General features: G+C 38.7%; 11 protein-coding genes and 1 pseudogene. 4 read left to right on the plus strand and 8 right to left on the minus strand.

Annotated features, from left to right (window positions below; genetic code table 11):
• The first annotated feature begins 10 nt into the window (after nt 1-10).
• Genes dnaN through gyrB form a run of 3 tightly spaced genes read left to right on the plus strand, consistent with a single transcriptional unit; the run spans nt 11 to nt 4,665 of the window.
• Nucleotides 11-1,114, plus strand: a complete 1,104-nt coding sequence (gene dnaN, locus RS130_RS04905) for a DNA polymerase III subunit beta (RefSeq protein ID WP_316025037.1) — start codon at nt 11-13, stop codon at nt 1,112-1,114.
• Nucleotides 1,115-1,148: 34 nt separating this feature from the next.
• Nucleotides 1,149-2,240 carry a DNA replication/repair protein RecF gene (gene recF / locus RS130_RS04910; RefSeq protein WP_316025038.1) on the plus strand — a complete coding sequence of 364 codons (1,092 nt, stop codon included), beginning with the start codon at nt 1,149-1,151 and terminating at the stop codon, nt 2,238-2,240.
• A 4-nt stretch (nt 2,241-2,244) separates the two neighbouring features.
• The gene (gene gyrB / locus RS130_RS04915; RefSeq protein WP_316025039.1) at nt 2,245-4,665 is read left to right on the plus strand and encodes a DNA topoisomerase (ATP-hydrolyzing) subunit B; all 2,421 of its coding nucleotides are present in this window, start codon (nt 2,245-2,247) and stop codon (nt 4,663-4,665) included.
• Between the two features lie 808 nt (nt 4,666-5,473).
• Here the strand turns inward: gyrB and RS130_RS04920 are convergent.
• The 7 genes and pseudogenes from RS130_RS04920 to RS130_RS04950 all read right to left on the minus strand — a co-directional run bounded on the left by RS130_RS04920 (nt 5,474) and on the right by RS130_RS04950 (nt 14,418).
• The gene (locus RS130_RS04920; RefSeq protein ID WP_316025040.1) at nt 5,474-7,915 is read right to left on the minus strand and encodes an alpha-amylase family protein; all 2,442 of its coding nucleotides are present in this window, start codon (nt 7,913-7,915) and stop codon (nt 5,474-5,476) included.
• Between the two features lie 486 nt (nt 7,916-8,401).
• Nucleotides 8,402-8,842 carry an early set domain-containing protein gene (locus RS130_RS04925; RefSeq protein ID WP_316025041.1) on the minus strand — a complete coding sequence of 147 codons (441 nt, stop codon included), beginning with the start codon at nt 8,840-8,842 and terminating at the stop codon, nt 8,402-8,404.
• 23 nt (nt 8,843-8,865) lie between these two features.
• Nucleotides 8,866-10,931 (minus strand): annotated as a pseudogene (gene glyS, locus RS130_RS04930) (glycine--tRNA ligase subunit beta).
• A gap of 5 nt (nt 10,932-10,936) precedes the next feature.
• Nucleotides 10,937-11,842 (minus strand): glycine--tRNA ligase subunit alpha, encoded by a 906-nt coding sequence (gene glyQ, locus RS130_RS04935; RefSeq protein WP_316025042.1) that lies wholly within the window; start codon nt 11,840-11,842, stop codon nt 10,937-10,939.
• 533 nt (nt 11,843-12,375) lie between these two features.
• Nucleotides 12,376-12,816, minus strand: a complete 441-nt coding sequence (locus RS130_RS04940) for a DUF2489 domain-containing protein (RefSeq protein WP_316025043.1) — start codon at nt 12,814-12,816, stop codon at nt 12,376-12,378.
• 5 nt (nt 12,817-12,821) lie between these two features.
• Nucleotides 12,822-13,331, minus strand: a complete 510-nt coding sequence (yihI, locus tag RS130_RS04945) for a Der GTPase-activating protein YihI (RefSeq protein WP_316025044.1) — start codon at nt 13,329-13,331, stop codon at nt 12,822-12,824.
• Nucleotides 13,332-13,794: 463 nt separating this feature from the next.
• Nucleotides 13,795-14,418 carry a c-type cytochrome gene (locus RS130_RS04950; RefSeq protein ID WP_316025045.1) on the minus strand — a complete coding sequence of 208 codons (624 nt, stop codon included), beginning with the start codon at nt 14,416-14,418 and terminating at the stop codon, nt 13,795-13,797.
• 205 nt (nt 14,419-14,623) lie between these two features.
• Between RS130_RS04950 and yihA the strand changes: the two genes are divergently transcribed.
• Complete coding sequence (gene yihA / locus RS130_RS04955) at nt 14,624-15,226, plus strand: ribosome biogenesis GTP-binding protein YihA/YsxC (protein WP_316025046.1); 603 nt, start codon at nt 14,624-14,626, stop codon at nt 15,224-15,226.
• 342 nt (nt 15,227-15,568) lie between these two features.
• On the opposite strand, the gene polA is transcribed toward yihA, so the two are convergent.
• Nucleotides 15,569-18,319 carry a DNA polymerase I gene (gene polA, locus RS130_RS04960; RefSeq protein ID WP_316025047.1) on the minus strand — a complete coding sequence of 917 codons (2,751 nt, stop codon included), beginning with the start codon at nt 18,317-18,319 and terminating at the stop codon, nt 15,569-15,571.
• Nucleotides 18,320-18,799 lie beyond the last annotated feature (480 nt).

Below are 18,799 nucleotides of genomic sequence, written 5' to 3' on the forward strand. Positions count from 1 at the left end.
GAGTATAAAAATGAAATTTAGTATTAGTAGAGAAAACTTTTTACAGCCACTGCAATTAGTCTCAGGTGCTGTTGAGCGTCGTCATACACTTCCAATTTTATCTAATGTTTTAATAAAGGTTAGTGATAACTCACTTTGGTTAACTGGTACAGATTTAGAGGTTGAGTTGATCTCTAATGTAACCTTAACAGGTGAGTTTGTGGAAGGTGAAATTACTGTCCCAGCAAAGAAGTTATTAGACATTTGTAAAGGGTTAACTGACGGAAGCAATATTGAATTCAGTGTCGATGGTAATAAAGCATTATTACGTTCTGGACGTAGTAAATACAGTTTATCCACTTTGTCTGCTGAAGATTATCCGAATTTAGAAGATTGGCAAGGTGAATTAGAATTTGAAATTTCACAACATGATTTAAAACGACTAATAGATAGCACACATTTTTGTATGGCTCAGCAAGACGTTCGTTATTACTTAAATGGAATGTCTTTAGAAACGGAAGATAATTTAATTCGTACAGTTGCCACAGATGGGCATAGATTGGCTCTTTGTCGATTAAGTTATGATAGTGCTCCTTTGCCAAATAGGCAGGTCATTATTCCTAGAAAGGGCGTATTAGAAATCATTCGATTAATCGAAGACAACGATAAGTTAGTTAAAGTCCAAGTGGGCTCTAATCATATTCGTATTTTTTCTACGGATTTCATATTTACTAGTAAGTTAGTAGATGGGCGTTTTCCAGATTACCGTAGAGTTTTACCAAAAGATGGTGATAAGAAAATTGAGTCTAGCAAAGATGTGCTTAAACAAGCATTCTCTAGGGCGTCTATCTTATCAAATGAAAAGTTTAGAGGTGTTCGTCTGAACCTTTCTAATGCCGAATTGAAGATAACGGCTAATAACCCAGAGCAAGAAGAAGCTGAAGAAATTGTTGATGTCGATTATGCAGGCGATGATCTAGAAATTGGTTTTAACGTTGCTTACTTAATTGACGTTATGAATGGCTTAAATTGTGAAGATGTGCGTATTACTTTAGCAGACTCTAATAGTAGCGCCTTAATTGAAGATGCTAAAGATGACTCTGCTTTATACGTTATTATGCCGATGAGACTATAGATAGTTTTTATTCCACTTTAAGAAGAAACATTAAATGAAACTGGACAAGGTCCAGATACGTTCTTTTAGAAATATTAAAGAGTTGTCACTCGTTCCCAATAGAAAACTAAATTTGTTTATTGGGGATAATGGTAGTGGCAAGTCTTCTATTTTAGAAGCTATTCACTATTTAGGTTTTGCTCGTTCGTTCCGAACCAATAAGCATAAGAATGTTATCAAAACTGCAGAGCTCGGCTTTACTGTTTTTTGCGCTATCTCAAAAGAGGGAGTCTCTGACATACATAGATTAGGATTGGCTCGAGATCATAACGATACGTGTACCATAAATATAAATGGCGAAAAAAGACAAAAAGCTACGGAGTTAGCAAGTCATTTACCAATTCAAATATTTACTCCACAAAGTTCAGACCTTCTCTTAGGGGCTCCGAAATTACGTAGGACTTATTTAGATTGGTTATTGTTTCACGTGGAACAACCATTCAATTCACAAATTCAAATATTCAGAAAGTCCTTAAAGCAGTTAAATTCAATTTACAAAACTTCTCGTAATAATCAAGAGAAACAATATTGGTTAGAATTGTTTCAAAGGCAAGGGGAAGCTATTTCAGACTACCGAGAATCTTTACTGAACGATAAGTTAATTGAGCTAATTAATTTGAACTTAAAGGACTTTTTACCTGAGATTTTTTTGGAAATTTCGTATTATAGGGGATGGGAAAAGGGTGTTAGTTTGGCTGATGCATTAGCCAAAAATATTCATAGAGATCAAAAAAATGGTTTTGTTAGTGTAGGACCACATAAGGCTGATTTAAGAATTAAGGCAAAAGGTATACCTGCACAAGAGTTGCTTTCAAGAGGGCAACTTAGAATGCTAGTAGCTGCAATGCAGTTGGCTCAAACACAGTATTTGTACGAAAAGACAGGTAAAACATCAGTGTATCTTTTGGATGATATTGGTGCAGAGCTAGATGAAGAAAAGAGGAAAGTGTTTATTAACAAGTTATATGGTTCAGACTCGCAATTGTTTGTGACAGCCATTGATTTAAATGAACTAGATTTTCTAAATAATTATAATGATAAAGCAGTGTTTCACGTGGAACATGGCCAGGTGAGAGAGGAGATTTAACCGAATGGCAGAAGAAAATGTGTATGATTCGTCGAGTATCAAAGTTCTAAAAGGGCTTGATGCTGTTAGAAAAAGACCTGGAATGTATATAGGTGATACAGACGATGGTACTGGACTTCACCACATGGTATTTGAGGTTGTAGATAACTCTATTGATGAAGCTTTAGCGGGACATTGTTCAAGTATTAACGTAAAGATTCACATTGATGGTTCTGTTTCCGTGAAAGATGATGGGCGTGGTATTCCTACAGAAATTCATGAAGAAGAAGGGGTTTCAGCAGCAGAAGTTATTATGACTGTGCTACATGCCGGTGGTAAATTTGACGATAACTCTTATAAAGTGTCTGGTGGTTTACACGGCGTTGGTGTTTCTGTGGTGAATGCTTTGTCTAAAAAGTTACAAATACAAATAAGACGAGCAGGGAAACTTCACGAACAAGAATATAAACATGGTGAGCCACAAAGTCCGCTATCAGTTATTGGTGAATCTGAATCAACAGGTACAAGTATTCGCTTTTGGCCAAGTGAAGAAACCTTCACCAATGTAGAATTTCACTATGACATTTTAGCTAAAAAACTACGTGAACTATCTTTTCTTAACTCTGGCGTGTGTATCATTTTAGAAGACGAAAGAGATGGTAAAACTGATAAGTTCGAATATGAAGGCGGAATTACTGCTTTTATAGAGTTTTTAAATCAAAATAAAACGCCTATGCATCAAAAGATCTTTTACTTTGATTCCCATAGAGATGATGGAATTTCAGTCGAAGTAGCAATGCAATGGAATGATAGCTTCCAAGAAAATGTTTTTTGTTTTACAAATAATATTCCTCAAAAAGATGGTGGAAGCCATTTAGCTGGTTTTAGAGGTGCGTTAACTCGTACATTAAATAACTACATGGACAAAGAAGGTGTAGCTAAAAAAACCAAAACAACAACCAGTGGCGATGATGCGAGAGAAGGGTTAACTGCCATTATTTCAGTTAAAGTTCCGGATCCTAAGTTCTCTTCGCAAACTAAAGATAAATTAGTTTCTTCAGAAGTAAGACCTGCAGTTGAAACCGTTATGGGTGAGAAGCTGAGTGAGTTTTTACTTGAAAACCCTACTGAAAGTAAAATTATTGTTGGCAAAATTATCGATGCGGCAAGAGCGCGAGAAGCAGCTCGAAAAGCACGAGAAATGACACGACGCAAAGGGGCATTAGATTTAGCAGGTTTGCCTGGTAAATTGGCTGACTGCCAAGAGAAAGATCCTGGTTTATCTGAATTATATATAGTGGAAGGGGACTCTGCTGGCGGCTCAGCCAAGCAGGGGCGTAATCGTAAAAACCAAGCCATCCTTCCTCTTAAAGGTAAAATTCTTAATGTAGAAAAAGCACGCTTCGATAAAATGCTTTCTTCCCAAGAAGTGGCGACTCTGATTACTGCATTGGGTTGTGGTATTGGACGCGATGAATATGATCCAGAAAAGCTTCGGTATCATAGGATTATTATTATGACCGATGCCGATGTTGATGGTTCGCATATACGAACATTGTTGCTTACGTTCTTCTATCGTCAAATGCCAGAAATAATCGAAAGAGGGTATATCTATATTGCTCAACCTCCTTTGTACAAAACCAAGAAAGGTAAACAAGAGCAGTACTTAAAAGATGATGACTCATTGACTAAATACCTAACGTCGATTGCTTTAGATAACGCGTCTCTACATGTGAATGAAGACGCACCAGCTATTAGCGGAGTGGCTCTAGAATCTCTTGTGGCACAATATCAATCAACAATTGCTATGATTGGTCGTATTAGCCGATTAATGCCTGCTGTGATACTTAACAAGCTAGTATATAGCGGTATATTGAGTTCTGAAGACGTTAATAGCGAAGCAAATCTCGTTGAGTTTGCAGATGAGTTTACTAAAGGCTTAACAGAAGATGAAATAGATGGCGCTACTTATTCATTTGAAGTTCGTCACAATGCAGAACGAAACAATTGGTATGTTGCGATCATAATTAGACTGCATGGTATTGATACAGAATACAAAATCGATAAAGAGTTTATTGATTCCAATGAATACAAACGTATCAAAGAACTAAATCAATCTATTAACGGAATGATTGAAGTAGGTGGCTTTGTAAAAAGAAACGATAAAACCAAGCCTGTTTCTAGTTTTGTTGAAGCGTTGGATTGGTTAATGGCTGAATCGAAAAGAGGGCAATACATTCAACGTTATAAAGGATTGGGTGAAATGAACCCTGGTCAACTGTGGGAAACTACAATGGATCCGACAACGCGAAGAATGTTACAAGTAACAATTGAAGATGCAATCGGTGCTGATCTACTGTTTACCACACTTATGGGTGACCAAGTTGAGCCGCGACGAGCATTCATTGAAGAAAACGCATTGAAAGTTGCAAATTTAGACGTGTAGTTGAATTATTCAAAAACGACAACTGAAAAAGCCGTCCTAAAATAAAAGGACGGTTTTAAAGCCAGCATTTCTTGCTGGCTTTTTCTTATAGGTAATTGGGATAGGTGTTTATGCCGATACCACACTCAAGTGCGGCCGCAATTCACGATGACATTAATCGAATTATTTACTACTACCCCTCGGCTTTCAAAAGCAGCTCAACAATAAAATAAGAATACTGGTTTCTGTATGCCAACATTTGTTTAATTCGAAGGGATAGGGATTATTAGCCACTGACTTAGTTGCAGCGGTGTAGTGTATTCAGGTGCCGCTAGTCTTCATAAACTAATTACTTCTCTCATATTTCATTATCATGAGCGAGAAGGGCATCTATTGCTGAAAACGGATAGCGCAGATATTATTAGAATTTTTAAATCAAAGAGCAATATGTTCTCTGCCCTTAATGAGACTCCTATCGATTAGGTACTTGAGTATCTCTGAGCTTGTAACATTACTTGTAGATTCATCTCTTTTTGAACCAATTCTTGTTCATTGACGCTTTACTTAAAATTTCACAGTACTAATACCCTGAAAGGAATATTGTCTTAGCGGCTTTTGCTTTAATTTTTTGGCATACAAAAGAGAACTATCATTCCTTCATACCGCGACGCCTTGTTCAAAAACCGTGGGGTTCATTCTGTTACTTATCATTAAAGATCAGCACTATCACCGCTTGATGTTTCCATAAAGAGAATCTCTTTATGGAAACATATTTACAAAAGGGGATACCGCCTTTTGTAACCTCGGCAGTTTGCAAATACTGGAACAGTTATTCAACTGTAACGTGCAATAACAATACGCCTTTAGGGGCTAATTGGAAGTGATCCTTCATTGATTTACCTGTCATCATATTAGTTATGTTAAGTTTTTCTCCTCCTTTCAAGGAGAGCGTAAGCTTAGCTTTATGTTTGCCTAGATTATTCAAATTTACCAAATAACTGCCATTCTCTTGCTTTACGGCTCGCCAATTAACACCTTTATATTCTGTACCATTATTCTCATCAAGTACTAAGTCAGGCAAGCCATTGGAAGCGCTTTTAAGAGAGACTTGACGAATCTCTGCAATGTCGGCTTTGCCAGCTAGATTAATTAGATTGCCTTTACTGGCTGATAGTGTTTTTGTGTGTGGCTGTCCATATTCGTTTTTACTTAAGCTTTCATTACTATCTATAATTACTGTACCGCCTTGATCCAAATAGGTTTGCAATGTATTTAGCTCGGCTTGGGTGACATACTCAGTCTTATAGACAACCACTGTATCCCATGATTTATTATCTTGTTTTTTAATGATATTTTCCGTAACAAATCCTACTGGGAAACCATCAAAGTAAATTTTCTCGTACAATTTAAATTGTTGGCTCATATGGTTCGTCTTGTTAATAGCTGACGTTTCGGAATGAAACAGACGAATTGGCCGACGCTGAGCTCGCAGCGCCATAATCTCTTCTGAGAAACTATTTAAGTCATACATAACCTGCGTGTAGGCATTGGCAATATGTGGCTGTTGGTTAACCGAACCAGCAAAGGAGCCAGCGAGGGCATTATCAAAGAAATTAAGTTCGCCTTCTAAGCGGTCTTCAGGGGAGCCATCAGGGTCTCTGGCCCAGAACCATGCCAAATTAACATCCATGCCCTGAACAGTCGCTAGCCAGTAGACGCTTTCTACATACTCTACTGAAGTATCGAATTCTCGCCAATTGCCTGCAGACAGAAAGTGAGACTCTGAATTGACGTGGATTTTATTCGGAGATACGGACTCCATGAAGTCGTATGCTAAACTGAGTTCTTCCCAAAAATAAGCATAATGTGCTTCCCATGCTTCTGGATTTTTCGCCGTTCGGCTGCGTGTCTCACGGGCTTTGGCATCATCGCCAATCATAGTTGTCAAATCAGTGAGTGCTTCTAAATCAATGCCTTGATGACGTTGATCATCGGTAAACAAGTGTGGCATTATTTTGATATGGGTATCCGCATCTGGATTGCCTTTATGAAGCTCATTCTGAACAAAAGTGAACCAATCGATAGCGCGATCCATATTATAGCGAGCGAGGTCATAAAACTTTGGAGTGCCTTCTAACTTAGCGGGAATGGGCATGGGAATTTCAATTGTATCAAAACTAGAATACTGAGAATTCCAGTTCTTATTGAGTTGCTCAATGTTGCCGTGATACTTGTTGCGTAGCCACTGCCTGGCTTTGTTGACAGTATAAGAAGATATATTCTGCATCTCGCCAGTTCTTCGCGTCCAACCGCTACTGATGGTATACCAGTGAGGTTCGTTAGCGAGAATGTAACCGAGTTGAGACACTTTTTTCCCGCGTGTAAGGGCGCCGGTTTCTTTGGCAATTGTCCCCCAAACATCTCTAACTAGTGGATTATCAATATCGTAACCAGTGAACAAGGATCGGCCCAAGCGGACCTCAGGCTCTAGTTTCTCTACCCATTCAGGAATTCCCATGTTCCAATAGATCAGAAAGCCTACATTTGTATCAGAGATATCTGTGACTTCCTTTAAAAGTTCTTGATTGAAGGTGCGATCTTCATTGAGCAAAAATGAATTGATCGCTCTGTCATGATCGACTGGATATAGGTTTTCGCCACCGTGAAAAATCGCACCCAGGTGATCATTATAGACTTGGGTATCGGTCAACGGACGGCCAACCGACTTTGAGAAATAATCGTACAAGAAAATGGGTTTTCCATTACTCAGCAGCATATCGTCACTAACTTCAATATTTTTCCAGTCCACCTTGTTAACAGGGCGTCGTTGAATGTCGCCACTTAATACGGCGGAAAGTTCAGCAATACCACCATCCAGAATACTCAAAACTTTCTCGCGTTGAAAGTCAGGGACCATGGCCGCCAGTTCTTCCTTTTTGTCCTTAAATCCATAGTACTCGCCCATGAGATAAGTAATGGCATCTTGATTGTTTTCATCCCAATTTGCGAACTTTAAGAATTCGTTAGCAAACCACACAACGGTTTCCTCACGGGTTACATCTATGTCTTTAGCACGAGCTTGAGCCATTATTCTTTCAAGGGTTTTCAGTTTAAGACGTGCCGTTTGCTCTAACTCACTGGTGGCTTTCGTCGCTGGTTGAGTGACCTTTGTTGATTGCACTGATGTTTCTGTAGATGAAGTGCTGTTGTTGCACGCTGACATAAATACAAGCGCCGAAGCAATAGATGCTCCTATGAAGTAGGGTTTCATAATTCTTTCCAATGATTAATGACTATGTAAATAAAATGTATTGAATACATATTATAAAAATAAACATAATATGTATATAGTGTTAACTGTTGGAGTTTTGTACATGCCTCTCGCTCGTCTCAATCTGGCTGGCATTCATTGGGTGACTGTTTGGTTTCTTGACTGACCTAGGTATAACAGGTTAGTTGGTAACCTACTTTTCGTGAATTGCCGTGAAACCTAGGGGATATTGTTACGCTCGAAAAACTCACTCTACCTAACCTATCTGTGTTTTCGTCAACTTTTTGGTTGTTGATATTTGAATGAGTGCTGTAGGTTAGGAATAGTTGATAGCAGTTTCTTTAAACGCTGAATGACTCGCGAGGCCATCGCAATGGCAACTATCTTTATTGGGGATAATTAGTAGGATCTATGATAATAGGACAAATAAAAAAGGCCACATTAACGAGTGACCTTTTTTGCTTGTAGTTGTTTATTTGGAGAAAACTATAGTTTGTTCACTATGACATCTGGTGAACCGAATCCACTAAAATCAATAGTAAACTCAAATGTGCCTGTTTCCTTAGGCGTAAATCTAAAGTTCTCGTCTGTTGATTCACAATTAGTACTGACTGCTTTACCTAGTATAATTACCTGATCTTTCTTCCGATAGAATCCACAATTTAATCCAGGTGTCCATTCTGCATCAGCAAATTTAAAATCATAAGGCTGACCATCTGCAATTAGTTCTATACTTGTTGAATAAACCTGTTCTGATTTTTCTACTAGCTTATATTTCTCATCTGCTTCCCACCAAGTAAATACTCCCCTTAGATATAGGGAGTCATAATTATCTTCTTGGGTGAACGTATCTATAGCCGTGCTTGCACAGCCACTCAATATTGTTGTGAGCAAAATGAGTGAAACAAATATATTTTTCTTTATCATGATAGCGACCTTAAAATTGAATCCTATTTTAAAACCGATATATCAGCACAACATAGAAATAGTCCTCTAAGCCTTGAAAGCAAGGTTAAACGATTAATTCTTATTGCTTTATCTTCTGCCATTACCATAACATTTTCGAAGAAGTCATCAATCGGTAATTTAAGCTCTGCTAGGGCTGTTAATGCACTTGAATAATCAGACTTGGCCAACATGGGTTCAATTTTCTTTTCTAAGGTTTCTAGTGCCTCAGCGAGCGCAACTTCCTGTGGCTCAACAAATAATTTAGCATCGAGTTGCGTATCTGCGTCATAAGGATTTTTAGTTAAGATGTTTGCTACGCGTTTGTTGGCGGCTGCTAGCGCTTCCGCTGAATCTAAAGTACTGAAAGACTTTACTGCTTCAATACGAGCTGCAAAATCAGCTGGACGAGTAGGGCGATTAACTTCAACAGCTTGAACAACGCCTGCTGCCACTCCTTGCTCTCCATACCAAGCTTTAAATCGCGCTAATATGAAATCGACGACTTTATCCTTTAAGCCTTCAGTTTCTATCTTATCTTCAAAAGTCGTAATTGAAGCTTCTACTAGCTCTTCTAAGTCTAGTGGCAGTGATTTTTCGACAGCAATACGCAATACACCAATTGATGCACGTCTTAACGCAAACGGATCTTTGTCGCCTTTTGGAGTTTGTCCAATACCAAATATGCCAACTAGAGTATCTATTTTGTCTGCTAAAGCAACGCTAATACTCACGTTTGATGTCGGTAAGGAATCACCAGCAAAACGGGGCATATACTGCTCATTTTGAGCAATGGCAACTAGCTCAGACTCTCCATCTACTCTTGCGTAATGCATACCCATAACGCCCTGAACATCTGGAAACTCCATAACCATATTTGTCATGAGGTCTGTTTTACAGAGTAGACCCGCTCGGTAAGAGGCATCTTGATCTGCATTTAACATGACTGCAATTTTCTTTGCCATTGCCGCAATGCGTTGCGACTTTTCAAATAATGTTCCTAACTGTTTTTGAAACAAAATGGTTTTTAAGCTTTCAAGCCTAGACTCTAAAGTGTTCTTTTTATCTGTATTAAAGAAGAACTCTGCGTCAGCTAACCGCGGCCTAATGACCTTTTCATTACCACTGATGACTGTTTGTGGGTCCTTACTTTCAATATTAGTAATAAACACAAATCGTGATTTCAATTGGCCATCTTTATTCAACAATGGAAAATATTTCTGATCGTCTTTCATTGTATAAATGAGCGCTTCTTTAGGGACGTCTAAAAACGAATCATCGAAGCTAGCGGTTAAAGCAATAGGCCATTCGACTAATGAAGTGACTTCTTCTAGAAGGTCATCGTTGATATCTGCTATCGCATTTTCATCTTGGGCCGCTTTGTTTATTTGTGCGAGAATCTTTGCTTTACGCACGTCATATTCAGCAATGACGTAGTGTTTCTCTAGTTCGGATAAATAATCATTAGCACTCTTTAACTCGAAAGGAGCATTGGAGTGAAATCTGTGGCCTTTAACCAATCGTGACGATGGAATTCCTAACACAGAACCTTGCACTAGGTCTGAGCCGAACAGCATTGTCACAGTGTGTACCGGACGTATAAATTGTGTAGTTTTCGCTCCCCAACGCATAGGTTTAGGTATAGGCAATGCTTTCAGTGCTTTTTCAATTAAGTCTGGCAATAAGGCATTGATTACTTGGCCTTTTACATCGGCCTTAAACAGTAACCATTCACCCTTGTCTGTTTTCAATCGTTCAGCCTGAGCAACCTCAATACCATTAGATTTAGCCCAACCTTGAGCGGCTCTAGTGGGCTCTCCATTTTCATCAAATGCTGCACTAAGGGCAGGGCCTCGTTTCTCAACACTTTTGTCTGCTTGATACTCAGCTAGACCATTTACTATTACCGCTAAACGCCTTGGTGTTGCGTACCATTTTACTTCTTTAAAACTCAATTCGTTTTCAGAGAATTGAGTTGAGATGTTGTCTTTAAAGGCTAATGCTAGTTTAGCCAGCGCTTTCGGGGGAGCTCTTCTGTTCCGATTTCTACTAATAAATTTTCAGTGCGCATGGCTACTACTTCTCCTTTTTACACATTGGAAAGCCAAGGGATTCACGTGCATCGTAGTAAGCTTGTGCACAGGCTTTGGACAGTGTTCTTACTCTTAGAATATAACGCTGACGTTCAGTTACAGAAATAGCGTGTCTAGCGTCTAGTAAGTTAAAAGCGTGAGATGCTTTCATAACTTGTTCATATGCTGGTAAAGGCAGGTTTTTGTCGATTAAATTCTGACTATCTTTCTCGCATTGGTCAAAAGTGGCAAATAGAGCATCGACATCAGCATGCTCAAAATTATAAGCTGATTGCTCAACCTCATTTTGATGAAATACATCACCATAGGTTACTTTACCCATTGGGCCGTCTGTCCAGACTAAGTCATAAATGCTATCTACACCTTGTATGTACATGGCAAGTCTTTCTAGACCATAGGTTATTTCGCCAGTAACAGGTGAGCATTCAAGCCCGCCCACTTGTTGAAAATAGGTAAATTGCGTGACTTCCATACCATTTAACCAAACTTCCCAACCAAGACCCCAGGCGCCCAGGGTGGGGGATTCCCAGTTGTCTTCTACAAACCTAATGTCATGTACTAAGGGATCAAAACCTAACTCTTTAAGAGAGCCTAAATACAGCTCTTGAATATTGTCTGGGGAAGGTTTAAGCATGACTTGAAACTGATAATAATGTTGCAGGCGATTAGGGTTTTCACCGTATCGACCATCAGTCGGTCTACGACATGGTTGTACATAGGCGCTACTAATCGGCTCTGGCCCTAAAGATCTCAAAAATGTCATTGGGTGAAAAGTTCCGGCCCCAACTTCCATATCTAAGGGTTGTATAATGACGCAACCTTGGCGTGCCCAATAATCTTGGAGCGCTAAAATTAGGCCCTGAAATGTCTTACTATCAAACTTTTGCATCGTCCTGCCAAATATTAAATAAATTTCAAAAAAACATTCGCAAGTATACCTTTTGTATCAGCCCGTATGTAGGCTAAAAGGCAATAAAATAAAACTTATCTTTTAGGTAGCGGTGTGTTCATACAATCCATATTGATAAGTGCTCTCTCAGAATGCATCGTGCGGTTCTTGAAGAAGGCGTCGGTACCAGCAATGTTTGTTCCCTTTCAAATATCGAGAGCGCAGAGTAAAAGCCGTTGGGGGATTCCTTTCAGGCGAGTGTTAAGTGGGTTTACTCTGTGTTGTTCGAACTCGTAAAGAGCACGGGCTTGTTTTTGATTAGCCAAATATAATGGGGCACATTTTTAAGTGAGTGAATGGTTTGTAAAATTCAACTTGAAACGACAATCGTTATCCCTCGTTCAGTTTGCTGATTTTTACGAGGGTATGGGAGCTGGAAATAGAGCAATGGTCATGTTAAATAAACTTCAGCATGGTTAAATACCTTGCTAAAGTTCATTTTGTTAAAACTGGTTTACGGTAAGTCGATACAACTAGATGCTAAAATGCGCTAGCTTTTCCATTTCTGCGAGAATTCTTGACTCTAATGTCGACTCTAACGACTCTCGCTTAATATCTTGTTTCCGAGTTTCCATTTTAGGCTGCTTGTTTCTTTCTTGGTGAGTCGGTAAGTCTTTTACTGCTTCATATAGTTCAAACATTGCGGGATATTGTTTGGCAAAATCTGGTTTGTTTAACACCGGTAACCCTTCCAATAAGTGGTAGATGCGAATGCTTGCTTCTGAGAGGTTGCATTGCTGTTGTTCTACGCCTTTGGCAATGGTTTGAATGCTTTCAGTTATGTTAGTGACTCTTTTGTTTATATTGGCTTGACGGGCTTTGTTTTGAGCCTGAAGCTTAAATAACAAAGTGCCTGCATAAAATGCCAATGAGGATACAAAAAGTAGTGCGACAATGAGGGCAAATATAAGCATACTGATTAGTCTTTATAATCGTCTATATTAATTGCTTCATATGAGTCAATAGGGTTTTCTTCAAATTCTGTAGACTCTTCCGGCTCTTCATTTAATCCAAGCAGTTCACACAATACTTTATGTCTAGCTAAGTTTTTATCGACAAAGTGTTGCTCTTCTTTGCTGACCTTTTTACCAAGTTCAATTTTATTTAACAAATCGCTGAGCTGTTGATTATTTTCTATCGCGTCTAATTCTTGGGCAGGTGAAAAGTGTTTTACTTTAGGCTCAGATACAACTGTTTTTGTATCTGCAGCAAATAGATCTATAGGCTTCTTACTGCCATGTCGGGGGTCTTTTGGGGAATTCGCTTCACCCGTTGCTTTAACTAACTTTGCTTCACTATTTCGGCTACCAGCGGGTTTACCTAAATGTTTCTTAACTCTCTTCTCGACAGGTTTAGCTTTACGTGTATTTGTAGATGATTTGGGTATGCCAATTTGACCTACTTTACGAGATTTTTTCTTTCTGGGCATGATACACCGGTATAACAATAATTAATGGGGGATAATATTACATGAGTTTTTGCTAATTAGCCTGAATTGTCTGAACTTAATATAGAAAAAAGCGATAGTTAAACTATCGCTTTTTTAAAGATAAGAGTGTCAGTAGACACCTCTCCCAAGACTTGTTCAATCGAACAAAGATATTAACGTTTTCACTTTTTATGTTTATTAACGAAAACCATAATATACGATCATCCTGATGCATTATTATTCGTCCATGTATTTCTCAAAGTTACAATACTCTAGGTTAACTTTGTTTACCTTAGTGCTTTTTAATCAGGCTATTTGCCTGTAGTTCCGTGTTGTTCAATACCGTTGAAGAATACAGAATAAACAAATATTTACAACTTATTTACAACTAAATTAACAAATAAATTGCAACTTGGGAGTTAAATTTGGCCAATTCAGCCCATATGGTCACTAACTTGTTTGTTTAGTGTAGGCCAGCTACATAATTGGCTAATACTTCAATGTCATTGTCTGACATTTTTTTAGCGATATCTTCCATCATCCCATTCGCAGAGTTTGTACGGTCACCTGAGCGAAAAGCTTTTAACTGGGCTTTGACATAATCCGTATGTTGTCCACTGATATCAGGAAAACCTGACAAACTTGTACCGTTGCCTCGAGGACCATGGCATGCAATACACGCTGTAATGCCTCTTTCTAAATCGCCACCTTTGTATAACTTGCTACCAAGTTCTACAAAATTTTCAGGTGTTTCGCCTTGTGTTCCGGTTTGACTTGAAAAATAAGCTGCGATGTCTTGAATATCTTGTTCGCTAAGCGCTGCTGCCATGCCGTTCATCACTGCATTATTACGACCTTCACTGCCGCCTGTTTGGCTGGCTAGTTTAAAGTCGTTTAATTGTTTTACTAAGTATTTAGCATGCTGGCCTGCTAGTTTAGGGTTCAAAGATATCGCACTATTGCCGTCTGCACCGTGGCATGCACCACAGGCTATAGATTTGGCTTTACCTTTTTCGGCATCACCTTGGGCAATAGATGAAGCACTAAAGCTTAAAAGTAAACAAATTAGTAGGCTCGTATTTTTCATTTTTTCTCGTTAAGCAATTGATTAGCGGATTGATCCTTGTTTTAGATCCTAGTATTTTACACATTTAAAGCGTGAGTAAAATAAAATCGTGACATAAGTTGACTAATATCTACCGCAAAGCAGAGTGTCATGCCCCTTTAAGCTGGTATAATAACGTAAATATTATTTCAAAGCTGTGAGTTTTTATAGCTTTCTAGGAGTTTTCGTGAGTTATTATAGTCAAGTGAAGTTCAGTATTAGTGCGCCAGATATTTCACATTTAGGTCCCGATGAGGGAATTGAAATTGCTTTTGCTGGGCGTTCAAATGCGGGCAAATCTAGCGCACTCAATAAATTAACCAGACAAAAAGGCTTAGCTAGAACCAGTAAAACTCCTGGTAGAACGCAATTAATTAACGTGTTTACACTGGATGAAACCCGCCGTTTAGTTGATTTGCCGGGATATGGGTTTGCACAAGTGCCCTTAGAAGTTAAGAAAAAGTGGCAAAAATCTCTAGGTGAATATCTACAAAAAAGAGAAAGTATCAAAGGTTTGGTTGTGCTGATGGATATTAGGCATCCTTTCAAAGATTTGGACCAAGAGTTAATTCATTGGGCTGTAGCGGCTGATTTACCTGTCTTAGCATTATTGACTAAAGCCGATAAACTTAAGTCAGGAAAGCGCAAAGAGCAGTTATTGATGACCCGTGAAGCGGCTATGGCTTTTTGTGGTGATGTCACAGTTGAAGTCTTTTCTTCTTTAAATGGAATTGGACTCGATCAATTGCAAGGTAAATTGGATGAATGGTTTGGATTAACCGAAGAGTAAAAAAAAGCCCTATACAGAAGTATAGGGCAAAGCACTTTGAGAAAACACATACAAATTACATCTGCATTGTTGATACACCAACAAGCCTATATACAGACAGCGAGTTTTAGGTTTTGTTCCCAATAAAATGATTTTTTTGGATAAATTTATTCGCGCCATATTTATTCATTTATTTTAGGCAAAAAAACCTCGGCAAGTGCCGAGGTTCAAGCAAAGGTTAGATAAATCTTACCTCTGTACCCTACAGTTTTAAGTTTAATTGATTCGGTGTATATATGCCAAGGCGAATTTAATAATTTATTACTTTAGAGTATAGGTTTTACTTATTTCGTAAAAATCAAACTAATGTGCCTCGTCCCAGTTTTCACCTATGCCAGCCTCGACAGTCAGCGGTACACTAAGTGATACAGCGTTTTCCATTAGTTCAATTATTTTGGACTGATACTCTGCTATTTTATGTTCTTTTATTTCAAACACTAACTCATCATGAACTTGCATAATCATTTTAATGTCGTCTTCTGTGTGCTCTATTATCCATTGATCAACTGCTAACATTGCTTTCTTGATAATATCCGCTGCTGTTCCTTGCATAGGAGCGTTAATAGCTGCTCGTTCTGCGCCTTTTCTGCGCATACCGTTACTGGAATTTATTTCTGGTAAATATAAGCGACGTCCAAATACTGTAGATACATAACCTTTTTCTTTAGCTAATGCGCGTGTGTTTTCCATATAGGTCAGAACTGCCGGGTAGCGTTCAAAATAAAGATCCATGTATTTTTGTGCGTCATGGCGAGGAATATTAAGTTGTCTTGATAGTCCAAATGCTGACATTCCATAAATTAAACCAAAATTGATGGCTTTAGCGTTTCTACGTTGCTCTGTACTGACGTCTTCTAAAGGCGTTGAGAATACCTCTGAAGCTGTAGCTGTATGAATATCTCTGCCGGCTGCGAAGGCGGCAAGCAATCCTTTATCACTAGATAGATGGGCCATAATGCGTAATTCGATTTGAGAGTAATCAGCGGCTACTATTTTATAACCTGGCCTAGCCACAAATGCTTGCCTTACTCTACGCCCTTCTTCTGTTCTGATCGGTATGTTTTGCAAATTGGGTTCTGTTGACGATAAGCGACCAGTGGCTGCAATGGCTTGGTGATAAGAGGTGTGCACCCGGCCCGTTCGCATGTTAATCATTTTCGGTAACTTATCGGTATATGTATTTTTTAATTTACTTAAGCCTCTGTACTCCATCAATAGCTTAGGTAAAGGGTAGCTGATGGCTAATTCTTGAAGTACTTCTTCGGCGGTAGAAGGGGCGCCTTTCGGCGTTTTTTTCAATACAGGTAAATCCATTTTTTTGTAGAGAATTTCCTGCAATTGTTTGGGGGAGCCTAGATTGAACTCTTCTCCGGCGAGTTCGTAAACTTCTTTTTCTAAATTGATGATCCTTGATGCAAGATCTTGACTCTGCTGCGCTAATTGCTGGCTGTCAATCAGAACTCCGAATTGCTCCATACGTGCTAATACACTTGAAAGTGGTAGTTCAATGTCGCTAAATACGCTGTTTAATTGACTGTCTTCGGCTAACTTTTTTGCAAGCACATTATGTAGGCGCAACGTGATGTCTGCATCTTCTGCGGCATAGGGGGCAGCATCATCAAGCGATATTTGATTGAAAGTTAACTGTTTCGCTCCTTTTCCAGCAATGTCTTCGAAATGTATGGTGTTGATATCTAGATAGGTTTTAGCAAGGCTATCCATGTCATGTTTTGTGGCTACGCTGTTTAATACGTATGATTCGAGCATAGTATCAAAGGCTACGCCTTGTAGATTGATATGATAATTGGCCAATACATTTTTGTCGTATTTTAAATGTTGCCCCACTTTTTTGATTTTTGGGCTTTCGAGAATTGGCTTTAATACCGCGAGCACTTCGTTTCTATCGAGTTGTTCTGGTGCATCTGGGTAGTCATGAGCAAGAGGAACGTAAGCGGCTTCTCCCTCAGAGACTGCAAATGACACGCCTACTATTTCCGCTTCCATATAATTGAGGCTTGTGGTTTCGGTATCAAACGCGATTAAATCTGCGCCATTTAGTTTTTCGATCCATTTGTCGAAATCTTGTTGAGTCAGAATACACTGATAGTCAGTTTCTTTCGTCGCTGGATTGGATGACGCTGTTTGTTCAGCTGTAGCGGTAGTAGAAGTCGTCGCTTGTTTTTCTGCATCGGCAAGTAGCCTTTTTAGCTCAAACTGCTTACCAAGTTCTATTAGTCTATCGGTATTTTGTTGACTTGCTTTTAGTTCATCCACTTTTACCGGCAAGGTTACATCCAGTTTAATTGTGGCCAATTCGTATGATAGTGGCAGGTGCCCTAAGGCATTACGCAAATGTTCTCCTATTTTACCTTTTACGTTCTCAGCATTTTTTATTACTTGCTCAAGAGTGCCATGCTCAGTTAGCCATTTAGCTGCTGTTTTGGGGCCACATTTATCAACTCCTGGAATATTATCGACTTTGTCTCCCATTAACGCCAAGTAATCGATAATCTGATTGGGCTTTACGCCAAACTTTTCGAGTACTGAGGCTTCATCCAATTCAACATTGGTCATAGTATTAATGAGTCTGACATGGGGATTGACTAATTGAGCCATATCTTTATCGCCAGTAGATATAATGGTTTCCATGCCAATTTGTGACGCCTGATGAGCAAGCGTTCCAATTACGTCATCTGCTTCAACCCCTTCTATCACCAGCAAAGGCAAACCTAGGGCTTCAATAATATTATGTAAAGGTGTGATTTGAGTGCGTAAATCGTCTGGCATAGGAGGGCGATTAGCTTTGTATTCAGTATAAAGGTCGTTTCGAAATGTTTTTCCTTTAGCGTCGAACACCACAACAATATTTCCTGTGGGATAATCTTTCTGTAGGCTCTTGATCATATTTAACACCCCAGTAATCGCACCCGTAGGTTGACCATATGAGGTCGATAGAGCTTGCAAATAAGGAACGTGATAAGCTCGAAATAAATACGATGAACCGTCTACCAATATAAGTGGGGAAGGCGAGGAAGAATTGTCTGGGTTTGTCATATTAAAGCTCAGCATATTTGTTTAGTGTTAAGGGAAGTTCGAGAAAGAAGCATGCCATATCTTGATTGCTTCATCTATTCTTGAATTTGTTTAATAACTGTGGATAACTAGGTAGATAACATTATAGAGAGGGATGTTTGAATTTTTAATTTCTAGTTGCAAAAATTAAAAATTAATATAAAAAACAGCACCTTAATTGCTTTTTTATAGTATGAAATAATAGTAAGCGTGATAAAGTGTCGGTGTGGATAAAAAAGTTACAGTCAAATTACTAAAATTCGAGCGTGCTAAAAGATACACAGATTTTTGGTTAGTGGATAGCTATTTTATAAAATATTTCAGTTGATTTTAACAATAGTTAAAATCAAAAAAATATAAGCCTCTATTCCAGTGGTTTGTAGCTTAGTCTTTCTATTTACATTGATGAATTTATAAATGAAAGTGTGTAAGTACCAACAAACATTTTTGTTTGAGTGTTTT

Source organism: Paraglaciecola aquimarina, from assembly GCF_032464635.1.
Classification (GTDB): Bacteria; Pseudomonadota; Gammaproteobacteria; order Enterobacterales; family Alteromonadaceae; genus Paraglaciecola; species Paraglaciecola aquimarina.